At 64.2% G+C, this 23,397-nt stretch carries 14 protein-coding genes and 1 pseudogene; 10 read left to right on the top strand and 5 right to left on the bottom strand.

Features of this window, described 5'->3' with window-relative positions; genetic code table 11:
• Nucleotides 1-6: 6 nt before the first annotated feature.
• The 7 genes from DZK26_RS07450 to DZK26_RS07420 all read left to right on the top strand — a co-directional run bounded on the left by DZK26_RS07450 (nucleotide 7) and on the right by DZK26_RS07420 (nucleotide 15,038).
• Nucleotides 7-519: a rhodanese-like domain-containing protein gene (locus DZK26_RS07450; protein WP_116898762.1), complete on the top strand. Its 513-nt coding sequence runs from the start codon at nucleotides 7-9 to the stop codon at nucleotides 517-519.
• Between the two features lie 62 nt (nucleotides 520-581).
• Entirely contained in the window at nucleotides 582-1,091 is a 510-nt protein-coding gene (secB, locus tag DZK26_RS07445; RefSeq protein ID WP_116898763.1) for a protein-export chaperone SecB, read from the top strand.
• 13 nt (nucleotides 1,092-1,104) lie between these two features.
• Nucleotides 1,105-2,106, top strand: coding sequence for an NAD(P)H-dependent glycerol-3-phosphate dehydrogenase (locus tag DZK26_RS07440; protein ID WP_116898764.1), 1,002 nt, complete (start codon nucleotides 1,105-1,107; stop codon nucleotides 2,104-2,106).
• 289 nt (nucleotides 2,107-2,395) lie between these two features.
• Entirely contained in the window at nucleotides 2,396-4,540 is a 2,145-nt protein-coding gene (locus DZK26_RS07435; protein ID WP_116898765.1) for an adenosylcobalamin-dependent ribonucleoside-diphosphate reductase, read from the top strand.
• A 190-nt stretch (nucleotides 4,541-4,730) separates the two neighbouring features.
• Nucleotides 4,731-5,501, top strand: coding sequence for an NrdJb (locus DZK26_RS07430; RefSeq protein ID WP_116898766.1), 771 nt, complete (start codon nucleotides 4,731-4,733; stop codon nucleotides 5,499-5,501).
• A gap of 125 nt (nucleotides 5,502-5,626) precedes the next feature.
• On the top strand, nucleotides 5,627-6,562 hold the full coding sequence (locus DZK26_RS07425; RefSeq protein WP_116898767.1) for a universal stress protein: 936 nt from the start codon (nucleotides 5,627-5,629) through the stop codon (nucleotides 6,560-6,562).
• A 10-nt stretch (nucleotides 6,563-6,572) separates the two neighbouring features.
• Nucleotides 6,573-15,038: a GH36-type glycosyl hydrolase domain-containing protein gene (locus tag DZK26_RS07420; protein WP_116898768.1), complete on the top strand. Its 8,466-nt coding sequence runs from the start codon at nucleotides 6,573-6,575 to the stop codon at nucleotides 15,036-15,038.
• A 7-nt stretch (nucleotides 15,039-15,045) separates the two neighbouring features.
• Here DZK26_RS07420 and DZK26_RS07415 read toward each other — a convergent pair whose 3' ends face one another.
• From DZK26_RS07415 to DZK26_RS07400, 4 genes are all read right to left on the bottom strand, one after another.
• Entirely contained in the window at nucleotides 15,046-15,483 is a 438-nt protein-coding gene (locus tag DZK26_RS07415; protein ID WP_116898769.1) for a universal stress protein, read from the bottom strand.
• Between the two features lie 284 nt (nucleotides 15,484-15,767).
• Nucleotides 15,768-16,169: a PIN domain nuclease gene (locus tag DZK26_RS07410; RefSeq protein ID WP_116898770.1), complete on the bottom strand. Its 402-nt coding sequence runs from the start codon at nucleotides 16,167-16,169 to the stop codon at nucleotides 15,768-15,770.
• Nucleotides 16,166-16,360: a type II toxin-antitoxin system VapB family antitoxin gene (locus tag DZK26_RS07405; protein ID WP_116898771.1), complete on the bottom strand. Its 195-nt coding sequence runs from the start codon at nucleotides 16,358-16,360 to the stop codon at nucleotides 16,166-16,168. The genes DZK26_RS07410 and DZK26_RS07405 overlap by 4 nt, the downstream gene beginning before the upstream one ends.
• A 121-nt stretch (nucleotides 16,361-16,481) precedes the next feature.
• Nucleotides 16,482-18,200, bottom strand: a complete 1,719-nt coding sequence (locus DZK26_RS07400; protein ID WP_116898772.1) for an adenosylcobalamin-dependent ribonucleoside-diphosphate reductase — start codon at nucleotides 18,198-18,200, stop codon at nucleotides 16,482-16,484.
• Between the two features lie 172 nt (nucleotides 18,201-18,372).
• On the opposite strand from DZK26_RS07400, the pseudogene DZK26_RS14570 reads away from it, so the two are divergent.
• A pseudogene (locus DZK26_RS14570) lies at nucleotides 18,373-18,621 on the top strand (c-type cytochrome); the annotation flags it as partial.
• Between the two features lie 15 nt (nucleotides 18,622-18,636).
• Nucleotides 18,637-20,016 (top strand): c-type cytochrome, encoded by a 1,380-nt coding sequence (locus tag DZK26_RS07395; protein ID WP_258870888.1) that lies wholly within the window; start codon nucleotides 18,637-18,639, stop codon nucleotides 20,014-20,016.
• Between the two features lie 87 nt (nucleotides 20,017-20,103).
• Here the strand turns inward: DZK26_RS07395 and DZK26_RS14320 are convergent, their stop codons facing one another.
• Complete coding sequence (locus DZK26_RS14320; RefSeq protein WP_181918443.1) at nucleotides 20,104-20,268, bottom strand: hypothetical protein; 165 nt, start codon at nucleotides 20,266-20,268, stop codon at nucleotides 20,104-20,106.
• Nucleotides 20,269-20,697: 429 nt separating this feature from the next.
• Here DZK26_RS14320 and DZK26_RS07385 point away from each other — a divergent pair, with 429 nt between their 5' ends.
• The gene (locus DZK26_RS07385; RefSeq protein ID WP_181918444.1) at nucleotides 20,698-23,358 is read left to right on the top strand and encodes a bifunctional diguanylate cyclase/phosphodiesterase; all 2,661 of its coding nucleotides are present in this window, start codon (nucleotides 20,698-20,700) and stop codon (nucleotides 23,356-23,358) included.
• The last annotated feature ends 39 nt before the right edge of the window (nucleotides 23,359-23,397 follow it).

The raw sequence follows: 23,397 nt of genomic DNA, 5'->3' as shown, positions 1-23,397 counted from the left end.
CACTCCATGGAACAAGTCCTCGAGTTCATAGGCAACCACCCGTTGCTGACCGGTGCGCTGGGCGTGGCTATTGCCGTGCTCATCGGCTACGAAGTCAGCCGCCTGTTCCGCCAGTGGAAGGAACTGGGCACCCTCGAGGCCGTCCAGTTGCTCAATCGCGAGGATCCGGTGGTGCTCGACGTGTCCAACAGCACCGACTATGCCAAGGGGCATATCCAGGGCGCGATGCACATGCCGCCCTCGCGCATCGAGGCCGGCAATCAGCAGCTGCTCAAGTTCAAGGACCGACCGGTGCTGGTCTATTGCCGCAACAACCAGGTGGCGCCGCAGATGGCCGGTCGCCTGGTCAAACTCGGATTCACCAACGTCAACGTACTCGGCGGCGGATTGACGCAGTGGATCAGCGACCATCAGCCCGTCACGCGCCACAAGGGCGCCGGAAAGCCCGAAGAAGGCAAGGGCAAACGCCGCAAGAAGTCGAAGGACGGCAAGAAATCCGAAGCGAAGGAAACTGAGTAGTAGCAAGACTGCCCAGTTAGTTTTTCAAACAAATCAGATAACTGCAAAGGAAAGTTAATCTCATGGCAGAAGAAAACGATCAGGCCGCGGCCGGCAACGGCAACGAACAGGAAGCCCAGATGGCCGTTCAGCACGTCTACCTCAAGGATGCGTCCTTCGAGGTGCCCAACGTGCTGGAACTGGACCAGGGTGGCAGCGAGCCCGAGGTGAACATGAACCTGTCCCAGCGCAGCGAGAACCTGGGCGAGGGCCGCAACCACATTACGCTGTCGGTCACCGTCACCTCCAAGCAGGGCGACAAGACCGCCTTCCTGTGCGAAGTCCAGTACGCCGGCTTTTTCCAGCTCTCGGGCTTCAGTGAGCAGCAGGTTCCCTACGTGCTCAACGTGCTTTGCCCGAACGTGCTTTTCCCCTACTGCCGCTCGCAGATCGGCGCGATGGTCAGTGCCGGCGGTTTCTTCATGCCGCCGCTGCAGCCGGTCAACTTCGAAGCCGTTTTCCGCCAGCGACTGGAAGAAGCCCGGCAGCAGCAGGACCAGGGCGAGCAGCAGCCGGCCGGCGACGACGAGTAAGCCGGCGCGGGACGTGGCCACACGAATCGCGGTTCTCGGCGCCGGCTCCTGGGGCACGGCGCTTGCCATGCAGCTTGCCCGCATGGGCCATGACGTGCGTCTCTGGGCGCGCGATGCCGAGCGGGCGGCGGCCATGGAGCGCGATCGCGTCAATCAGCGCTATCTGCCCGACAGCCGGTTTCCCGAGTCGCTGCATGCAAGCGCCGATTTCGAGGCCGCCTGCAGCGACGCCGAACGTCTCCTGGTGGCCACGCCCAGCCACGCATTCGGCGAAACCCTGGACCGCGTGGCCTCTTACGTCACGGCGGATACGGGCCTGGCCTGGGCCAGCAAGGGCTTCGAGCCGGGCAACGGTCGGCTGCTCCACGAAGTGGCGCGCGAGCGTTTCGGCGAGAACATTCCGCTGGCGTTGATCACCGGACCCTCGTTCGCACGCGAGGTGGCCGAGGCCTTGCCCACGGCAGTGACCGTGGCCGCCACGGATCCGGACTTCGGGCAGGCCTGGGCGGAACTGCTGCACGGCAACAACTTCCGGGCTTACTACACGGCCGACCTGGTCGGAGCCGAACTCGGGGGTGCGATCAAGAACGTCCTGGCCATCGCTTGCGGCATGGCCGACGGGCTCGGCCTGGGCGACAACGCGCGCGCCGCGCTGATCACCCGGGGTCTGGCCGAGATGCGTCGCCTCGGCCGTGCGCTCGGTGCCGACGATCACACCCTGATGGGGCTGGCCGGCATTGGCGACCTGGTGCTCACCTGCACGGGCGATCAGTCCCGCAACCGGCGCCTGGGCATGGCGCTGGGACGGGGGCGTCCGGTCGACGAGGCCGTGGCCGAAATCGGGCAGGTGGTCGAGGGCATCAAGACCGCCGAGGAAGTCATGCGTTTGTGTGAGCGCGCCGGCGTCGAGATGCCGATCGCCGAGCAGGTACACGGCATCCTGTTCCGTGGCTGGAGCGCACAGAAGGGCGTCCAGGTCCTGATGGAACGCGATCTCAAACCCGAAACCGAGTAGCACTGCTCGAATCTCGCCCGGGGCCCGTTCAGGGCCGAAACGATCTCGCTCTCATCCAGTCAGAACCTGTGAAATCCCGTGATAGGCGGGCGTTGAAGGCATCTCGTTCGATAGCCAAAAAGTAAGCTGCAACCAAGGCTTGAATCGCCCCCGGCTTGGGCGTAAGGTATGTCGGGCTGGCACAATATCTTGTGCTCCAGCGTTGGGTTTGGCACAACGGGTTGTGAACAAGTTGGTGAACAGCCTGTGCATAACCGGAACTAGCACACAATAATCAAGAGGTTGCGGCATGAGCGTTTCGGCAGAAGCTTTGACCGCTGCGCTTCCGGAAATCGATTTCCAGGAAGCGTCGCTGGACATCTGGGACAAAAAGTACCGTCTCAAGTCGAAAACGGGGGAAATCATCGACCAGGACATCGACGACACCTACAAGCGTGTCGCGCGTGCGCTGGCCGATGTGGAAGAGGGCGACGACAAGCGCTCTCACTGGTATCGCGAATTTCTGTGGGCGCTGCGGCGCGGGGCCATTCCCGCCGGGCGCATCACGTCCAACGCGGGCGCGCTGGCGCACAAGCCGGCGACCTCGACCATCAACTGCACCGTCTCGGGCACCATCCGCGACTCGATGAACGAGATCCTGGGCAAGGTGCACGAGGCCGGGCTGACGCTGAAGGCCGGCTGCGGCATCGGCTACGAGTTCTCCACGCTCAGACCGAAGGGCGCCTATGTTTCGGGGGCGGGCGCCTACACCTCCGGCCCGATGTCGTTCATGGACATCTACGACAAGATGTGCTTCACCGTCTCGTCGGCCGGCGGTCGCCGTGGCGCGCAGATGGCCACTTTCGACGTGTCCCATCCGGATGTGATGGACTTCATCCGCGCCAAGCGCGAAAACGGCGTGCTGCGCCAGTTCAACTGTTCGCTGCTGATCACCGACGACTTCGTTCAGGCCGTGATCGACGACACCGACTGGCCGCTGGTCTTCCCGGTGCTCGACAGCGAGGCCGAGGAAACCGACCTCAATGACCCCGAGCAGGTGATCTGGCGCGAATGGCCGACCACCGAAGGATACGTCAGCAACGAGGAAGGCCTGGTGGCCTGCAAGATCTACCGCAAGGTGCCGGCCAAGCGCCTGTGGAACATGATCATGACCTCCACCTACGACTACGCCGAACCGGGCTTCGTGCTGGTCGACCGCATCAACGAGGACAATAACAACTGGTGGTGCGAAACCATCCGTGCGACCAACCCCTGTGGCGAACAGCCGCTTCCGCCCTACGGCGCCTGCCTGCTCGGCTCGGTCAACCTGACGCGTTTTGTCGAGGAGCCGTTCACCGAGAATGCGCGCTTCAACTGGGACGAGTACCGCCGCACGGTACAGATCTTTACGCGCATGCTCGACAACGTGGTCGAGATCAACGGCCTGCCGCTGGAAAAACAGCGCAGGGAAATCATGTACAAGCGCCGTCACGGCATGGGCTTTTTGGGCCTGGGTTCGGCATTGACCATGCTGCGCACGCAGTACGGCCGGCCCGAGTCGCTGGAGTTCACCGAGCGCGTCTCGCGCGAGATGGCCGTCGCCGGCTGGGAAGCCGCCGCCGAACTGGCCGAGGAAAAGGGTCCGGCCCCGATCATGGACGACGAGTTCGAGGTGACCCCGGAGATGCTGCGCAAGCGTCCCGAGATGAAGCGCGACGGCTACAAGCCGGGCGACAAGGTACCCGGTAGAGTCCTGCACGCACGCTACAGCCGTTACATGCAGAAGGTGGCCGAAGTCTCGCCCGAGCTGGTCGACAAGCTGGCCGAAACGGGCGCACGCTTCACCCACCACACCTCGATCGCGCCCACGGGCACCATCTCGCTGTCGCTGGCCAACAACGCCTCCAACGGCATCGAGCCGAGCTTCGCCCATCACTACAACCGCAACGTGATCCGCGAGGGCCGCAAGAGCAAGGAGAAGGTCAGTGTCTACTCCTACGAGTTGCTGGCCTATCGCACCCTGGTCAATTCGGCGGCCATGCCGTATTCGGAAAACGAAGAGGAACAGTTGCCGGACTACTTCGTCACGGCCGAGTCGATCACGCCGAAGGAGCATGTCGGCATTCAGGCGGCGGCGCAGAAGTGGATCGACTCGTCGATTTCAAAGACGGCCAATGTGCCGACCGACTATCCCTACGAGGACTTCAAGGACATCTATCTGTTCGCGTGGGAGCAGGGCCTGAAGGGCTGCACGACCTTCCGCTTCAACCCGCAGGCTTTCCAGGGCGTGCTGGTTACCGACAAGGACCTGGAGTCGACCACCTACGTGTTCGAACTCGAGGACGGCTCGAAGGTCGAGGCCAAGGGTCACGAGGAAGTCGAATACGACGGCGAAGTGCACACGGCAGCCAATCTCTTCGATGCCCTTAAAGAAGGCTACTACGGCAAATTTTGATGTGGCTTCGTCACGACACCGCATGCTGCGTTTCGCGGTCACCGGGCCTCCTCACGTACTCGAAAGTACGCTCCGGGGTCCCGGTAACCGCAAAGCCTTGCCTGCGGCGCCGTAACTGTGCCACATCTCTTCGATTCGAGTTGAATGCGAATTCAAACAGCTGATCAAGAATCATTGCAGGAACATTGAAATGACCATCAGGATCGACAAGAAGATCGTGGACTACGAAGTCCAGGACAAGCAGAAGGAAGAACAGAAGGCTGGCGGCAGGAAAGAGGGCGGTCGCGAAAAGGCCGAGATCATCCGGATGCACGAGAAACTCGAGCGTCCGGAAGGCATGGAATGCCTGGAAGGTGCGACCTACAAGATTCGCACGCCGCTCGATGACCACGCCCTGTATGTAACCATCAACGACATCATCCTCAACCAGGGCACCGAGCACGAGCAGCGCCGGCCCTTCGAGATCTTCATCAACTCGAAGAACATGGACCACTTCCAGTGGATCGTGGCACTGACGCGCGTGATGTCCGCGGTGTTCCGCAAGGGCGGCGACGTGGTCTTCCTCGCCGAGGAACTGCAGGCCGTGTTCGACCCCAAGGGCGGCTACTTCAAGCCCGGCGGTCATTTCGTACCCTCGATCGTGGCCGACATCGGCGCGGTGGTCGAGAACCACCTCAAGCGCATCGGCATGATCGAGCCCGAGGAGCTTTCCGAACAACAGCAACTCATCCTCGAGCAGAAACGCGCAGAAGCCGAGGCCCGCGAACAGAAGCAGGCCGACGCGAACGCCGCACCCCCGGCATCAGGAAGCAGCGCGACGACGAAGGCAAACGCAGGGCAGGGCGTTGAAAGCTCCTACCCGGCTTCGGCAGCCCTTTGCTACAAGTGCCACACCAAGGCCATGGTGCTGCTCGACGGTTGCCAGACCTGCCTGGCCTGCGGTTATTCCAAGTGCGGGTAGTGTTCCCTGATCCAGCCTGATCAGAACGGCGTGGTGGTTATCCACGCCGTTGACCTGTATCAACGCATGTGAATCATTCGGTAGTAGGATGAGAATTCATGCTTTGAGGTAGCTGTGGTTAGGTCATGCCCTTCTCCCGAATTCTGGTTCCACTCGACGGTTCGGACTTTGCCGAGGAGGCGTTGGTGCATGCAGGACGGATGGCCCGGGCGTTTTCCGGTCGGGTGTTCCTGCTGCGAGTGTTGTCCGAGCCGAGGGACGCCCAGGGAGAACACAGCGCGGGCTGTGTGGACTGGCGATTGCGCAAGGCCGAGGCGCAGCGTTACCTGCAGAAACTGGTCGGGGACGAGCGCCTGGCCGGCGCGCCCACGGAGACTGAGGTGCTCGACGGCCGCCCGGCCGAAGCGGTGGCCCAGTTCATCGAGCATCACGACATTCGCCTGGTGGTCCTGTCGGCCTGGGGCGCCGGAGGTGCTTCCGGGCTGCCCTACGGCGGGACCGTGCACAAGGTGCTGGCCAACACCCGAATTCCCTACCTGATCGTTCGCGGGCAGGCCGACGAGGCCAGTCCCGGCGAGCCCTACCGCCACATCATGGTATCGCTGGACGGCTCGCAGCCGGCCGAGGTGGCCCTGCATGTGGCCAGCGCGCTCGACGCCGGCGGTGGCGCGACGATCGAGCTGCTGCACCTGGTCAGCGAACCCCTCATGCCGCGCCGCCGGCCGCTGACGGCGCGGGAAGCGTCGCTCAAGTCCGAACTGCTCGAATGCAACCGGCGCGTGGCCGCCGGTTATCTCGAGGAACTGCGCGATCGCCTGGGATCGCACCACGAAATCCGGACCCGCCTCGAGGCCTCCGCGCGGCCTGTAGAAACCATTGCCGAGGTCTGTCAGCGGGAACGACCGGACCTGCTGGTACTGGCCGTGCACCATGGTGAAGGCAGCAGCGGCTGGAGCAGCGAGGCCGTTCGCCAGGTGTTGCTGACGCGCATCACCACCCCGGTGCTTGCGCTTCAGGACGGCATGCGGGTAGGGCAGGAACTGCTGCAGGGCAGCCACTGAGCGGCCGGACGTGTCGAGCGACCAGCCGACCGGCAGCCCGGAGCCCGACCATCAGTCGCTGGAACGCGCCCTTCATGCCCTGGCGCGCAGCCCGCGCGAGCGAAGCTCGGACGGCCGGCGCTTCCGGCGGGAGCTGGATCGACAGCGCAAGCGGCTGACCCGGCTGTACGAGGATCTCGACGCACTCCTGTCCGGTCGCCGTTACGCCTCGCGCGGCGAGGAATGGCTACTCGACAATCAGCACGTGATCGAGGAGGCGCTTGCCGGCGTCCGTCGCGACTTGCCGAAGGCCTACGTGCGCAGCCTGCCCGGAGTCGATATCCAGGGCGTGCGGCACGAGCCCGCGGTCCAGGCCCTGGCCGCCATCCTGGTGGAGCAGGGCGGCCAGCCGCTCGATCCGGACTGGATGGAGCGCGCCATCGGGATTTACCAGTCAGAACGCCCCCTGAGCATCGGTGAACTCTGGGCCCTGCCGGCTTTCGTGATCCTGGCCGAGACCATACATCTGGTTGACGGCGGTGAGGCCCTGGTCGAGCAGGTGCGGGCCGGGCACGAAGAGGAGGGCCGGCTGGTCGAGCGCATCGCCGGCGGCGTGATCAGCCTGCGAACGCTTTCCGGACAGGAGTGGCGAGAGAGCTTCGAGCGCTTGAGCGCCGTCGAGCGCCTGCTGCGCGACGACCCCGCCGGTGCCTACGCCGAAATGGACTTCGAGTCCCGGGATCGCTATCGACGAGTGGTCGAGGAACTGGCCCGCGGCAGCAGCCATGCCGAAACGGATATCGCCCGGCGTTGCGTCTCGCTGGCGCGGGCTTCGCCGGTCGATTCGCGCCACGCTCACGTCGGCTACTGGCTGGTCGGCGGCGGACGGCCGCAGACCGAGCGCGAGATCGGCTATCACCCGCGCCCGGGCAAGCGCCTGCTTGATTTCGCCTTGCACCGGCCGGGTCTGGTCTACTTCCTGCTGGTTTTCGCGCTGGCCGGCGTCACCGTGGCACTGCCGGCCGCCTATCTCGCTCACCACCAGGCTTCCGCGGCGCTGTCAGCCGTGCTCCTGGCGCTTCTGCTGGTTCCCGCCCTGGGCCTGGCCGTCACCCTGGCCAACGGCCTGCTGACCCGCCTGATTCCGCCGCGCACCCTGGCGCGTCTGGATTTCGAATCAGGCATTCCGCCGCCGTATCGCAGCACGGTGGCCGTGCCGGTGATCTTCTCCGGCCCCGATGATGTCGATCACGCCTTCGAGCGCCTGGAAATCAACTTCCTGGCCAACGACGATCCGCAGCTGGTCTGGGTCGTGCTGGGTGACCTGCACGATGCCGATGAGCCGACACTCGGCTCCGACCGGTCCATCCTGCGGCGGGGACGCCAGCAGATCGAGCGCCTGAGGCGTCAATATCCCGAGGCCGATTTCCTCTTCCTGTGCCGCCAGCGCGAATTCAACGAGCGCGAAGGCTGCTGGATGGGGCGTGAACGCAAGCGTGGCAAGCTGATGGCCTTCAACCGGCTGCTTGCCGGACACCAGGACTCGGGTTTCACCGACAGCTTCGGCGAGCGCGGGCGCCTCGGCGGCGTTCGCTACGTGATTACGCTCGATGCCGATACCCGCTTGCCCCCGGGGGTGGCGAGGCAGCTGGTGGGCACGCTGGCTCATCCGCTCAGCCGTGCGGTATACAGCGCCGATGGCCGCTCGCTCAAGGCCGGCTACGGCATCATCCAGCCGCGTGTCGAGATCGATCCGGACACCACGAGAAACAACGCCTTCACGCGGGCCTTCTCCGGCGATACGACCGTCGATCTCTACACACACGCCAGCTCGGACGTGTACCAGGACCTTTTCGGCGAGGGGATCTTCGCCGGCAAGGGCATCTACGACTGGCGTGCCATCGAGACCACCCTGGAAGGGTGCATTCCCGACAACAGCCTGCTCAGCCACGACCTGCTCGAAGGCATCTTCGCGCGCGCCGGCCTGGCCACCGACATCGTGCTGATGGAGCAATTTCCGCCCAGCGTCATCGCCTGGACGCGCCGCCAGCACCGCTGGGTCCGCGGTGACTGGCAGCTGCTGCCCTGGCTGGGGCGCCGCGTGCGAGGCACCGACGGTGAGCACTACCGCAACCGTCTGTCGCTCGTCCACCGCTGGATGATCGTCGACAACCTGCGCCGCAGCCTGCAGCCGCCGGTCACGCTGCTGCTCATCCTGATCGCCTTCAGCGGCATCCTGCCCGGCAGCGACCTGCTGTGGTCGTTGCTCTTTCTATTGCTGCCGGCCGCCGGGTTGCTGAGCGAACTGCTGGGCTCGGCCAGTCACCTGCTGGTGGCACCGCGTGCGACCGCCCTGAGACTACGGGCGACGCTTCACGGTCTGCGATTGCAGGCCCAGCACTGGCTGCTGAGCCTGGTGCTGCTGCCGTACCAGAGCCTGATGATCGGCGATGCGGTTATCCGCACGCTGGCGCGGGTGTTCATCACCCATCGCCACCTGCTGGAGTGGACGACGGCCGCGCACGTCCATCGCAGCCTCGGTCGGGCCCGACGCAGTCTTTGGCGGGAGTTGTGGCCCTGCCCGCTGCTGGGCGCGGCGGTGCTTGCAGGAGTGGGCCTGTCGCAGCCCGTGCTGCTGCTGGTGGCTGCGCCAGTGGCGTTGGCCTGGCTGTTCGCACCGGCCATCGTCAAGCGCGTCGAGCGTCCGCGCCGGCGCGAGATCGAGCGCCCGGACCCCGAGGCCGAGCAACTGCTGCGCCGGGTCGCCCGACGGACCTGGCTGTTCTTCGATCACTTCGTCGGCCCCGATACCCACTGGTTGCCGCCCGACAACTACCAGGACGACCCGAAAGTCGTGCTGGCCGCGCGTACCTCGCCGACCAACATCGGCATGGCGCTCAACGCGGCCCTGGCCGCCCACGATTTCGGCTGGATCGATCCGCACACGCTCACCGCCTGGCTGCGCAACAGCATGGAAGGCATGGCGCAGCTCGAGCGCTACCGGGGGCACTGGTACAACTGGTACGAGATTCACGATCTCGAGCGACTGTCTCCGGCCTACGTCTCCACGGTCGACAGCGGCAATCTGGCCGTCGCCCTGGTCACGCTGGCGCGCTCGCTCGAGGAAATGGCGAATCAGCCGCTGGCGCTCACCAGACTGGCGCGCGGCCTGGCCGACACGCTCGAGCTGATCGAGTACACCGCGCGCCCGCTGGCCGAACAGGCGCCGGGACATCAAGCCCTGACGAAGTGGCTCGACCGCGTCCACGCACAATATCGCCAGGCGCTGGCGGCCGGCCCCGCCGAGTGCCGCCAACTGCTGGATATCTGGCACGAGCATCAACTCGACGAACTGGCCGAGGCCACCATCGAACTGGCCGAGGACCAGCGCCTGGATGTCAGTGCCGATGTCATCGCCGAGCTCAGAACCTGGCTGACGCAGCTGATCGGGCAGGTGCGCCAGGCCCGGCGTGCCATTGAATCCCTGCAGCCCTGGCTGCCCGATCTGCCCATGCTGAGGCGCTGTGCCGAGGAAAGTGGTAGTCGGCCCCTGGCGAAGCTTGCCGACTTGCTCGAGAACGGGTGGTCTCCGGCTGCGCACGGGGCCCAGAGTCGGCGCGCCATGCGCCTGATGAACGCCGCGCACGACGAAGGGGCAGGGCTGCCCGCGGCCCTGGCCGAGCGCATCGAGCGTAGCCTGGAACAGGCGCGGGAAGCCAACGAGCAACTCGCCGAGGACTGCGCGGACCTTGCCCGCCAGGCCGAGGGCTGGGTCGAAGAGATGGACTTCGGCTTTCTCTACAACAGCGAGCGGCACCAGTTCCACATCGGTTTCGACGCCGACAACGCGGTGCTCGACTCGAACTTCTACGACTTGCTGGCCTCCGAAGCCCGCCTGACCAGCCTGCTGGCCATTTCGCGCGGCCAGGTGCCGATGCGCCACTGGCTGCACCTGGGGCGACCGTTCCGGCGCTACGGCGGACGGCGCCTGCTGATGTCCTGGGGCGCGACCCTGTTCGAGTACCTCATGCCGCGGCTGTATAGCCCCACGTCGGCAACCGGCCTGCTCGAGACGGCCAGCACCAACGCGATCGACCTGCACCGGGACTTCGCCGAGGCGCATGGCAGCATCCCCTGGGGCGTTTCGGAATCGGCCTACTACCAGCTCAACGAAGAGCACCACTACGCTTACCGCAGCTTCGGCGTGCCCGGGCTGGGCTTTCGCCGCGACCTGGGCGAGCGCCTGGTGGTGGCGCCGTACGCCAGCATCATGGCCCTGCCTTATCGCCCGGCCGCCGCGATCGGCAACCTGAAGAAATTCTCGAAGATACACGCCATCGGTCTGTTCGGCTGCTACGAGGCGGTCGACTATGGCCGCCGGGCCAGCGACAAGCCACGCCGCGCCCGGGTGGTGAGAGCCTGGATGAGCCATCACCAGGGCATGATCCTGGCCGCCATCGACAACTACCTCAACGACGACATCATGGTCCGAAGGTTCATGGCCGACCGGCACGTTGCCGGCGTGTCGATGCTGCTGCACGAGCGCCTGCCGCGGACCAGCCCCGAGCTGGCCATTCGCATGCGTCTGCAGCCCGAACGTACCCTGGCCGTTGCCGCCAGCCCGGTCGAATGGACGGTCAACCCGCTCGACACCGCTGCGGCTCGCTATTGCCTGTTGTCGAACGGCAACTTCAGCACCATTGTCGACGCCTGCGGCGGCGGGGGAAGATGGTGGCAGGGCATCGCCGTCGATCGCTGGCAGCCCGATATCACGACCCGGCGGCACGGGGCCCGGGTCTACGTTGCCGAGCCGGAGCAGGACCGGTTGTTCGCCCTCGCCGCCAATCCCGCCTCGCGGGACGAGGCCGACGAGACCCAGGTCGTGCAGGCGCCCCACCGGGTCGAGTTCCGGCGCCGGCGCCATTCGCTGCTGTGCCGGCTGGATGTTGCCATCGCCGGCCAGCACGACGTCGAGGCGCGCCGGTTGGTCATCAACAACGAGTCGGGAACGCCGCGCCGCCTGGTCATCGCCAGCTTTGCCGAACTGGCCATGGCGCCGGCGCGCGATTTCGAGCGGCATCCGGCCTTTGCGCGCCTGTTCGTCGAGAGCGAATGCCTGCCGGCCGACCGGACCCTGGTCTTCCGCCGCCGCCCGCGCAGCGACGAGGAAATGTCGCTCTATGTCGGCCATGCGCTCATCCCGCCGGCGGGCGTGGCCGCCCGGTTCGGCTGGGAGACCGACCGCGCGCGGTTTATCGGGCGCGCTGGCAGCCTGCAGCGGCCGGCCGGTCTGTCGAACGGGCTCGAGAGTTTGAGCGGCAGTGCCGGCGCGGTGATCAATCCGTCCAGCACCACGGCCGTCGAAGTCACCATCGAAGCCTACGGGCGCGTCGAGATCGGTCTGCTGACCGCCACGGCCCGTTCGCGCGAGGAACTGCTCGGTGCAATGAGCCACTATCGTTCCCCGAGCCGCATCAACTGGCTTTTCGAACAGGCCCGCATGCAGTCCGCGCTCGAACTGCACCACCTGCAGATGCCGCCCGGCGAGGTGCAGTTCGCCATGCGGTTGATGTCGGCCATGCTTGAGCCACAGCCGGAGTGGCGGTGGAAGGGCGAGCGGCCTGACGAGGCGGTGCAGTCGCTGCTCTGGTCGCGCGGCGTTTCGGGGGACTGGCCCATCATTGCTGGCCTGGTGAACAACCGCGGCGACCTCGAACAGATCGAGCGCCTGGTTCGGGCACATACCCTGATTTCCGGGCGGCAGTTGCGTTCGGACCTGCTTCTGATCGACGAGATGGCCGGCGGCTATGAGCAGACCGGCCGGGACCGGCTGCAGGAACTGGTCGAGTCCGTGCGTTCGCGAACCCAGCGGGTGCTGCTCGGCCAGGTCACGGTCATCCCCGGTCGTGAACTCTCCGCCGACCAACGCCGTGCGCTGCTGGCTGCAGCCAGCGTGGTCCTGGATCTCGACCGGCCCGACCTGCACAGCCAGCTGCTGGTGCCGAAACCGGCCCGGCTGCCGCCGCTGGTGTCGTCCCGAGACGCCCACGACGTCGACCAGGTACTCCAGTCCCTGACGCGACCCGATGACCTGGTTCAGGGCAACGGCATTGGCGGTTTCAGCGCCGACGGTCGCGAATACGTCATTCATCTCGAGCCGGGACAACACACGCCGGCCCCCTGGTCCAACGTGCTGTCCAATCCCGGTTTCGGCACGCTTGTGACCGAATCGGGCAGCAGCTTTACCTGGGCGGGCAACAGCAGCGAGTATCGCCTGACCGCCTGGCCGGACGATCCGGTCACCGATCCCTCCGGCGAGGTCATCTACCTGCGCGACGAAGAAACCGGACGGGTCTGGACGCCCACGCCGGGGCCCCGGCCGGGCTCGGGGGCCTGCCAGGTTCGTCACGGGATCGGCTACAGCCGTTTTCTGCGCCATGACAACGGTCTCGAGCAGGAACTGGATATCGACGTCGACAAGTCCGATCCGGTCAAGATTTGCCGTCTGGCGCTGACCAATCGCTGCGACTGGACACGCCGGATCACGGCTACCTGTTACCTCGAATGGGTTCTGGGCAATCGTCGCGGCGATACCGCGCTGCACCTGGACTGCGACCTGGACCTCGAGCGCCACGCGTTGCTGGCGAACAACCCCTACGACCGCTTCGCCGGCAATGGCCACGCCTTCGTTGCCTGCGATCTTCCCGTGCACGGCTTCACCACCGACCGCAGGGAATTCCTGGGGCAGGGCGGTTCCCTCGATCAGCCCGCGGCCCTGTGGCGAATCGGCCTGAGTGGTTCACTCGCGCCGGGCAGCGACCCCTGCGCGGCGCTGCAGGTTCATCTGGATCTGCCGCCCGGCGAAGAGCGCATCGTCCACTTCGTGATCGGCCACGGCGCGACACGCGAAGCCGCCCTGGCACTGGCCGAGCAATACATCGCTGAGGGGCAGGGTGACCGGAGCCGGAAGCGAAGCCGGCAGCACTGGCAGCGGCTTTTGTCGGGGGTGGAGATGGAAACGCCAGACGAGACCTTCAATCTGCTCTACAACCATTGGTTGCCGTACCAGGCCATGACCTCCAGGCTGTGGGGCCGAACCGGCTACTACCAGTCCAGCGGCGGTTTCGGATTTCGCGATCAGCTACAGGACGTCATGGCGATGACCTGGCTGGCGCCCGAAACCACCCGGGAGCACATCCTGTTCGCGGCCTCGAGGCAGTTCCGGGAAGGCGATGTCCTGCATTGGTGGCACGAGTCGCCGCTCAGGGGGGTCAGAACGCGCTGCTCCGACGACCTGCTGTGGCTGCCCTTCGTGACGGCGCACTACATCGAGGCCACCGGCGATCGCGGCATCCTGGACGAGCCGGTGGCCTGGCTTGACGGCGCGCCGCTGGCGGCAGGCGAGGCCGAGCGCTATGCCGAGTTCGGACAGAGCGAACGCCGGGCCAGTCTTTTCGAACATTGCTGCCGGGCCATCGACCGCGCCAGCATCGTCGGCCCTCACGGGCTGCCCGTGATCGGCAGCGGCGACTGGAACGACGGATTCAATCGGGTCAGCACCACGGGCCGCGGCGAAAGCGTTTGGCTCGCCTGGTTTCTGGTTCGGGTGCTCGGGGAATTCGCGCCAATCTGCGAGTCCCGCGGAGAGACCGAAATCGCCACCCAATTCCACCAGCTGGCCGAGTCGCTCCTCGGACGGGTGGAGAAGCATGCCTGGGACGGTCGCTGGTACCTGCGCGCCTGGTTCGACGACGGAACACCGCTTGGCTCGCAAGACAGTGAGGAGTGCCGCATCGATTTGATCGCACAGGCTTGGTCAGTGCTGGGGCCCGACAGATTGCCTGAGCGCGCCGCGATGGCCATGACCTCTGCGCTGGAGGAGCTCGTCGATGACGACGCCCGACTGATCCAGCTCTTGCGGCCGCCGTTCAACCGCATCCAGCAGGATCCAGGCTACATCCGCGGCTATCCGCCGGGCATTCGCGAGAACGGCGCGCAGTATACCCACGCGGCAACCTGGGCACTGTGGGCGGCGGCCCATCTGGGGTGGGCCGACCAGGTGGAACGCCTGCTGGGTATTCTCGATCCGGTCAAGCGAAGCGCGAGCGAGCGTGACGCCAGGCACTACCGGCTGGAGCCGTACGTGCTGGCCGGGGATATCTACAGCCAGGGCGACAATCTAGGCCGGGGCGGCTGGAGCTGGTACACCGGTGCGGCGGCCTGGGCATGGCGCGGGGCCGTGGAGGCCGTTTTCGGGCTCCGCCGGCAGGGTGATTGGCTGCTGATCCAGCCCTGCTTGCCGCCGGCCTGGAAGCGCTGCCGCGTCACGCTCAGGGCCGGTACTTCTCCCTACGTCATCGAATACAGGCAGGTCACCGGCGCCAACGAGTACGCGTTGCGCATCGAGATGGATGGAAAATCGATCAAGGGCAACGCCATCGATTTCAAGGACAACGGCGACACACACCAAGTGACCGTGGAAGTGCGCCGCCCATGAAGATCGACTAGACGACCGTAACCAGCCCCGGAGCATGCGAAGCCACCTTGCTGCTGACGCTGCCCATCAGAAGTGACTTGATCTTCGACAGCCCACGGCGACCCATGACCAGGTGAGTGCCCGGATTGTCTTCCATGAAGGCGATGATTTCCTCGGCCGGGTCGCCGGCCAGTACGTACCTGTGGGCAAAGGACTTGCCCAAACGGGACTCGGCCTCGCCGAAAATCTGTTGCGACTCGCTTTCCTTCATCCGTTCCAGATTCTGTTTCGAAGTCTGCTCGTCCAGGCCGGACGGGGTGGCCGATACGCCACGATGATGCGGGAAGACATACAACGCCGAGAGCTCGCGTCGCATGGCCTTGGCCAGATCGCGCGCTGCATCGAGTGCTTCGAATGACGGCGCGGATCCATCGAGAGCGACCACGAGATTCCTGTCCTGGCTCATGACGATTTCCTTGTAGCGGTGAATTCACACCAAGCGTCACACGGAAGGCCCCGCGGCATGTTGACCTGAATCAGTCCGTGAGCCCACCGAAGGCGCAGGGAACTGTACAGAGCGATAAAAAGGATTAAAAAAGGTCCGTAACTATTGGAAAATAAGCATATAAGAAAGAGCATCCAAGTAGAGTGCTTTCAGTCCGGCTCGATGGGCTCCTTAGCCGTAACTTTACATAATATACATTATGCGAACTACTGTACGGGCGCAGAGAGCCAGTAAAGAGCACCCCGCTACACATCCAGTTGGGCCTGGCGCAGCCCCAGATGCTCCACAAAAGGCACGAAATCCCGGTCCGTGAACAGCAGCGGCATCCGATGCTCGATGCAGAACGTCGCGATGATCACATCCGCGGTCTTGCGGATGGTGACGCCCCGCTTGCGCAGCGCACGGAAATTCTCCGCGCACTTTTCGACCATCGCCGTACCAAACAACTCGTAGTGGTCCAGGGTCTCCAGGCTACGGCGAGTAAGCTCGTATTCCCGGTCATTGCGAATCCCCTGGAGAATCGCCAGAAAGATCAGATCCCCCATGGCCACGATACCGTCCACGATGCCGGCATCGAGCGCGTCGGTGTGCGGATCCTCCGTGCCGTTGAGGTAGTCGATCCACACGCTGGTATCGACCAGTATCATTTGCTGCCCCGCATTTCCTCGAGGTCGCCTTCCCAGCGGACGCGTCCGCGCAATTTCCGGATTTCCTGCTGCTCGCTCCGCCGCACCAGCAGCCTGAGCGCCTCCTCGACGGCTTCCTTCTTGGTCTTGCAGCCGGTTGCCTTCATGGCCTCGGCCATCAGCTGGTCATCGATGACGATGTTGGTTCTCATAATGACTCCGTGTGTATACAACTTGCATATGTACACATTCTACGTGCTCGCGACGGTCGCCACAATCATGCCGACCATTCACCCGGCGCTATCATGTCTTCGAGCGCCGGCGCTTGGAGATCTATAATTCGCAAGCACCTAACGCAGCGCAGTCCGATTGCTGCACGACGCTGCCGCGGACATGGCCGGTGCGATACACCGTCACGCCCTTGAGGCCCATGCCGTGGGCTTTGAGGAATAGATCGGATACGCCCTCCCCTTCGACCGAGTCGCCCAGCGGAATCGTCTTGGAGATCCCGTTGTCGACCAATGGCTGCAGCGCGGCGAGCATGGCCAGATGGTCCTCGGGACGGATGTCACCGGCGACGACCAGCGCGCCAGGCGTACCCTCGAGGCCCGAAAGACGCCAGCGCCTGCAGGCAGCGTCCTCCAGTTCGAACCGCGCGTCTTGCTCTCCGGTTCGAACGGTGCGTGAAAACGTCGGCGCATAGACAGGTTCGATGCCGCTGGAGATGTTACCTGCAAGCAGGCTGATGGTGCCGGTCGGCGCGATGGAGAGCGAGTGACTGTTTCGTATGCCGAAACGCCGGATGTCTTGCTGCAGTTCCCGGTCAAGCCGTCGAATGAAGGGGCGTTCGAGATAGGCGTCCACGTCGAGCGCAGGGAAGGCACCCTTCTCGCTCGCCAGTTCGACCGAGGCGCGGTAAGCTCGATCGCGCATGCATTCGAGTACTTCCCTTGCCGCGTCCCGGGCCGGCGTTTGGTCGTAGCGCAGGCCGAGCATGATCAGGGCATCGGCCAGGCCGGTAACGCCCAGCCCGACTCGCCGGGTAGACCGGGCTTCCCGCGCCTGAGCCGCCAGCGGGAATCGGGAGACGTCGATCACGTTGTCGAGCAGGCGAACGGCCAGTGCCGCCGTTTCGCCGATGCCGTCGAAGTCGAGGGCCGCCTGCGCCGTGAACGCCCGCTTGACGAAGTGCGTCAGGTTGATCGAGCCCAGGTTGCACGCTCCCCAGGCCGGCAGCGGCACCTCGCCGCAGGGGTTGGTCGCACTGATCCATTCACGATAGGCCAGGTTGTTCTCCCGGTTGATGGTGTCGACGAACAGAACGCCAGGTTCGCTCGCTTCGGCGGCGGTCGCGGCGAGCTTCGCCCAGAGCGCCCGCGCCGACACCCGGGCGTGTTCGCGCCCATCGCCGCCGGCGGGAAAACGCAGGGACCAGGGCAGATCATGCTGTACGGCATGAATGAACGCGTCGGTGACCTGGACCGACAGGTTGCAGTGCGACAGCACGTCCGGCCGGTTCTTGGCCTTGATGAAGGCCTCGATGTCGGGGTGGTCACAGCGCAGTGTCGCCATCATGGCGCCGCGGCGGTTACCGCCCGACTGCATCGCTTCGGACATCGCATCCCACACGCGAATGAACGACACCGGTCCGGATGCGACCGTGCCGCTATCCTTCGCGACCCAACCCGCTGGTCGCAAGGAAGAGAAATCCAGGCCGATCCCGCCGCCGTGCTGCAGCGTCATGGCGCTCTCGCCCAGGCTGCGGAAGATGGCTTGCAGCGAGTCCTCCAATTGGCCCATCACGAAGCAGTTGAACAGGGTGACGCGACGGTCGACGCCGGCGCCGGCGAGGATTCGGCCGGCCGGCATGAATCGCAAGTCCTCCATGAGCTGGCGAAAGCGGCGCGCCCAGCCCGGCCGATCGGATGGCTCGACCGATGCTGCCGCGCGAGCCACCCGATCGAGCGTTGCGCCCACATCGTCTTCGCCCGCGGCCTGGTATCGGGTGGCCCATATATGCGCTGCGATTTCGGTGTCCAGAGTCGGCGACATACGCTCCTGCCCCGGGGATGTCCCGACCATCATGCGCCGCGACGACGCCTCGGGCAAACGGTCGGAACGCGCTATCTGCCTTTCCCTTGACCTGCATCAAGCCGGAATGCCGAACCCCGGGTCCAGAATGCAAACATGAACATGCCCTTTGCCGGCGGCAGGACGATCAGAGATGTTGAAACCGGTTCCTTTCGTACTCTTTGCGGGGCTGATTGCGCTTGCTGGCCCGGGGCCTGGCCAACCGGCCGGTGACCCCGCGCGTGGTGAGCAGGCCGCTGCGGCGTGCGCCGCGTGCCATCAGGCCGATGGCAGCGGCAAGCATATCGAAGGCGGAGAATCCTGGCCGCGCCTGGCCGGACTGGATGCCGGCTACATTGCCAGGCAGCTGCATGATTTCAAATCCGGTGCAAGAAGCAATGCGTCGATGGCGCCTTTCGTGAGCGGATTGGATGATCAACAGATTGCGGATCTGGCTGCCTTCTACAGCCAGATGACGCCGACGCCCGGCCAGGGTGGTGGGGATGCGGATGAAGCGCTGCTGGAACGCGGCGAGATGATCGCATTGCGTGGTGACTGGTCGGTTTACCTCGTCTCCTGCAACAGTTGTCACGGGCCGGAAAACCGGGGAGCCGGTACGACCTTTCCCGGTATCGCCGGACAGCATGCCGGCTATATCGAAAGCCAGTTGCGGGCCTGGCAGGACGGTACGCGGGACAATGATCCCCAGGACCTGATGGGAACCATGGCGCGCAGGATGCGCGAAGAGGATATTCGTGCGGTTGCCGCATGGCTGTCGAGGCAGGATCCCGGAACCAGCCAGGAAGAGTCCGCCCCGGTTTCAGCGGCTGCCGGTTCCACCGGTGCGCTTGCCGAGCAAGACACCGAGCAATATGTCGCCACACTGACCGAGTTGGGTTTTCCGGCACCCGAAGACAATGAACTGGTGCACATCCCGCCCACTATCGATGAATTGGCCGATACCGACCTGCATCCAGAACTCAAGCGGGTGATTCGACGGGGGCATGATCTGTTCACCAACACCCAGCAACTACGCGGCGAGAATGTATTCAACGCCATGAACTGCTCGAGCTGTCATCTGGGCGATGGCCGTCTGCCCTTCAGCGGGCCGACCTGGCCGGCTGCCGTCGTTCTGCCGGATTTCCGCGGCAAGAACGATCATGTCAACAACCTGGAGGAACGCATTGCCGGTTGCTTCACCTACTCGATGAACGGCAAGCCGCCCGCCTACGGCAGTGACGACATGCTCGCCCTGGTCGCCTATCACCGCTGGATGGCGACCGGTGTGCCCATGTATCCGGCCCACCCCATCTACGGCCGTGGCTACCCTGCCCCGGAACGTCCCGAGGAAGTCAGTTACGAGCGGGGCAAGGAGACTTTCGAGGCAAATTGCGCAGTCTGCCACGGTGAAGATGGCAATGGACTGCAGCTGGATGGGCGCACCGTCTTCCCCGCGCCCTGGGGCGATCTGTCCAATAATTGGGGTGCGGGTATCGTTCGACTGTTCACTGCAGCGGGTTTTATCAAGTCGAACATGCCACTGGGGCAACCCAACTCGCTGAGCGATCAGGAAGCCTGGAATGTCGCCTATTACCTGAACAGTCAGGAGCGGCCGCAGGATCCCCGCTACACGGGTGACGTCGCCGAGACTCGCGAACTGTACGGCCCGACCTTCCATCAGCACTCACGCTATGGGCAGACGCGGGAAACCGATGGACACGTGCTCGGTGACCATGCCAATACCGGCGAAAAGGACTTTCTCAAGCCCGATATGATCCGTCCCCGGGACTTTGAATGAAGGCTTGAGGCGGGCACGGTAGAACGACCCGTGTCAGCGCAGCCGCTCCTTCGGTGATGCCGCTGCCTCGCTCTGGACCTTTTGGAACTACTTGAACGGCGATTCGTTGAGAACAAGCCAGTAGAGTTGCAATTGGCGTACGGCCTCGCTGAATTTCTCGAAATCCACCGGCTTGCGGATGAAACTGTTGGCGCCTCGCTCGTAGCTTCCAAACATGTCTTCCTGCTCAGCGGATGAGGTCAGGATGACCACCGGAAGGTACTGCGTGGCGGGATTGGCGCGTAACTACTCGAGTGCTTCTAGGCCGTGCAAGCCCGGGAGGACGAGCCAAGATGTCCAAAGGTAGCATTGGCCATGCGGCATGAATTCCATATCCCGTCCTCCGCCTGTCGGCGAGTTTTAGAACCAGCTTACTGACTGCCTTTTTGGCGTTCAAGGAACCAGCGACTGGAAGATTCATTCAATTACATGCTCTGGTACAGTGGTGCCATCTCGAGTGTCGGCGCGATTGGAAGGCCATGCGCGCAATCGGGCAGCCAGCGTTGGAAAGTTCCACGGCTTCCGTCAGGACAGTTGAAAATGCCTCATGGTGAATCGCGAATACGAAGGGGGCGACGGAAGCTGTCGGGACGGCTCGCAGGTTCATCCCGATCCGGCCTCCGAATCGCGTTCGTCTACCTGGTGGTAGGGCTCCTGTGGATCCTGGGATCGGATGCCTTCCTGCTGTTTACCGGCGCCCTGGCCCAGAGCGCGTTCGTGGAAGAAGTGACCAAGGGTAGCCTGTTCGTCGGGCTCTCGGCGCTGGCGGTGTACCTATTGGTGCAATACCTGCCCATCCGGCGGCATTGGCTGCCCGTGCTGGTCGCCCTGGCGTATCTCGTGCTGGGTCTGGCCTGGATCGTCGGCTCGGACCTCTACCTGTTCAACATGGACCAGTTGACCCGCGAGGGGATGTGGGCACAGATGCTCAAGGGCTCCGCCTTTGTCGCAGTCTCGGCGTTCCTCATCTTCGTGGTTACCAAGCTCATCGAGGACCAGCCCGTTACCGCTTCGACTGCCCGGAGCGAGATACAGGTTCATCCTTTTCGCGTCGCCGCGCTGTTCGGCGTCGTATTACTGTGCCTGTCCCTGATCCTGGACTTCTACGAGGTGGTAGTGAGCCAAGAGATCCTGCCCGCCGAGTTTGGCAAGCACCTGGTGGAAAGCCTGCTCCTGACGCTTTTTGCGAGCATCACCCTGTTCCTGCTGTTGCGATTCTATATTTCCAGGGCAGAGACAGCCCATCAGCGGATCGCGGCCAGCGAGGCACGTTTCCGGGCGCTTTTCGAGAATAGTCCGGACATGGTGTTCCTGACGCGGCCCGATGGTGCCATCGAGGCGGCCAATCCGGCTGCCGAAACCGCACTCGAGCTGTCGGAAGCCGAGATCATCGAGCGGGGACGTGATGGTGTCGTGGACAGTTCCGACCCGGCTCTGGAAGCATCCCTCTCCGAGCGCGAGCGAACCGGCCGTGCTCGAGCAACGATACGATTCAGGCGCGCCGACGGCACTTCGATTCCGGTGGACATGACCAGCGCGCGCTTCCAGAGTCCGGGAGGAGAAGCGCAGGCCTTTGTCGTGGCACGCGACATCAGCGACCGCCTGGAAAGCGAGCGCCAGCTCGAACTCGTGGCCGCCGCTTTCCGTGGCGCCGACGAGGCAATGATGATTTGCGACGCGGATTTCGTGATCCTGGACGTCAATCAAGCCTACACGCGTCTAATCGGCTGCGAACGGGATGACGCCATTGGCAGCCGGCCCCCGTTCCTGGAAGTCGAGCAGCAGGAAGATCACATCCGCCAGGGGATCCAGGCCAAGGGCCATTGGCGCGGTGAGCTGCTACAGCAGTCCATGGCGGGCCGCGTGTTCGTGTCGCGGGCCGCCGTCAGTGAAGTACAGGATCCTCACGGGGGCGATCCCTACCTGGTGGTGAATTTCGAAGACATATCCCAGCTGCGCGACTACGAGCGCAAGGTCGATTACCTCTCCTACCACGATCCCCTTACCGGTTTGCCCAATCGGGAGGCCCTGAGAGACTGGTTTCAGAGTGGGAAGGTTTCCGACGAATCCGGAACGAGTTCGAACCGGGCCCTTGCCCTCATGAATCTTGACCGCCTAAAGACCGTGAACAATGCCTTCGGCCATGTGGTGGGTGACCAGTTGATCGAGGAGCTGGCTCGGCGTCTGAGAAAAGTCTGTGAAGGCGACGATTACGTGGCCCGGTTGATCGGCGACGACTTCGTGATGGTAGTTGGAGATGTTTCCGATACCGATCAGGCTGTCGAGATCATCCATGAGCGAATGGCGCGTCTGACCGCCCCCATTCGGATCGAGCAGCTCCCCATTCATCCCACCGTCTGTGCCGGTATCACCCTGTCGCCGGAGCACGGCACCAACCTGGACGAACTTCTCCGCAAGGCCGACGTGGCCATGCGCGAGGCCAAGCACAGGGGTCGCGGCGAGATTGTAGTGTTCACTCCGGAAATGACCGAACAGCTGGAGTATCAACTCCTCATCGAGCGCCAGCTCCGCAGCGGGCTCGACAACCGGGAGTTCCTGCTCCATTTCCAGCCCTCCGTGTGGCTGTCGAACAGCCGGGTCATCGGACTGGAGGCCCTGGTGCGCTGGAACAATCCCGAACTCGGCCTGGTGCCCCCGAACAACTTCATTGGGGTAGCCGAGGATAACGGCATGATCATCGAGCTGGGCGCCTGGGTTTTCGAGGAGACCTGCCGGCAGATTGCCGAGTGGCGTACCGATGGTGTTCCCTTCGGCTGGGTCGCTGTCAATTTCTCATCCATCCAGTTCCAGGATCCGGGGTTGTTGGAAGCGATACGGACATCCATGCAACGCCACCGCGTGGAGGGGCGAGAGATCCGGGTGGAGATCACCGAGAGCGTGCTGGTCATGGATCCGGACTGGACCGTGCAACTGCTGCAGAGTCTGCGGGATATGGGCATCATGATCGCGGTGGACGATTTCGGGACGGGCTATTCATCTCTGGCCTACCTCAAGCAATTCCCGGTGGACTTCGTCAAACTGGACAAGTCCTTCATCAGCGGCCTGCCCCGAGACGAGTCCGACGCCAGCATCGTCAGTTCGGTCATCGACCTGGCGCAGCGCCTCGGCATGGGCGTCGTGGCCGAGGGAATCGAGCGCACGGATCAACTGGAATTCCTGAAGAACGCGGGTTGCCCGGAAGCGCAAGGTTACTACTTCAGCCCGCCCATGGATTTGGAAGACATACCCTGGCTGTTGAAAAACCACCCGGAACTTCCGGTCAGGCGACCGGACAACCAGTAGTGCCGCTGCCGCTTGCGCCCGGTTCGCATGCCCACCGGC

This window comes from Wenzhouxiangella sp. 15190, from assembly GCF_003417465.1.
Lineage (GTDB): Bacteria > Pseudomonadota > Gammaproteobacteria > Xanthomonadales > Wenzhouxiangellaceae > Wenzhouxiangella.
Note: the sequence above shows the minus strand (reverse complement) of the source record. Positions and strands in the feature narration are given on the sequence as shown.

Bases quoted from the DNA above. Each gene is read 5' to 3' on its own strand.
- DZK26_RS07450 (WP_116898762.1), top strand. From the start codon at position 7: ATGGAACAAGTCCTCGAGTTCATAGGCAACCACCCGTTGCTGACCGGT.
- DZK26_RS07435 (WP_116898765.1), top strand. From the start codon at position 2,396: ATGAGCGTTTCGGCAGAAGCTTTGACCGCTGCGCTTCCGGAAATCGAT.
- secB (WP_116898763.1), top strand. From the start codon at position 582: ATGGCAGAAGAAAACGATCAGGCCGCGGCCGGCAACGGCAACGAACAG.
- DZK26_RS07405 (WP_116898771.1), bottom strand. From the start codon at position 16,360: ATGAGAACCAACATCGTCATCGATGACCAGCTGATGGCCGAGGCCATG.
- DZK26_RS07425 (WP_116898767.1), top strand. From the start codon at position 5,627: ATGCCCTTCTCCCGAATTCTGGTTCCACTCGACGGTTCGGACTTTGCC.
- DZK26_RS07400 (WP_116898772.1), bottom strand. From the start codon at position 18,200: ATGTCGCCGACTCTGGACACCGAAATCGCAGCGCATATATGGGCCACC.
- DZK26_RS07410 (WP_116898770.1), bottom strand. From the start codon at position 16,169: ATGATACTGGTCGATACCAGCGTGTGGATCGACTACCTCAACGGCACG.
- DZK26_RS07415 (WP_116898769.1), bottom strand. From the start codon at position 15,483: ATGAGCCAGGACAGGAATCTCGTGGTCGCTCTCGATGGATCCGCGCCG.
- DZK26_RS07430 (WP_116898766.1), top strand. From the start codon at position 4,731: ATGACCATCAGGATCGACAAGAAGATCGTGGACTACGAAGTCCAGGAC.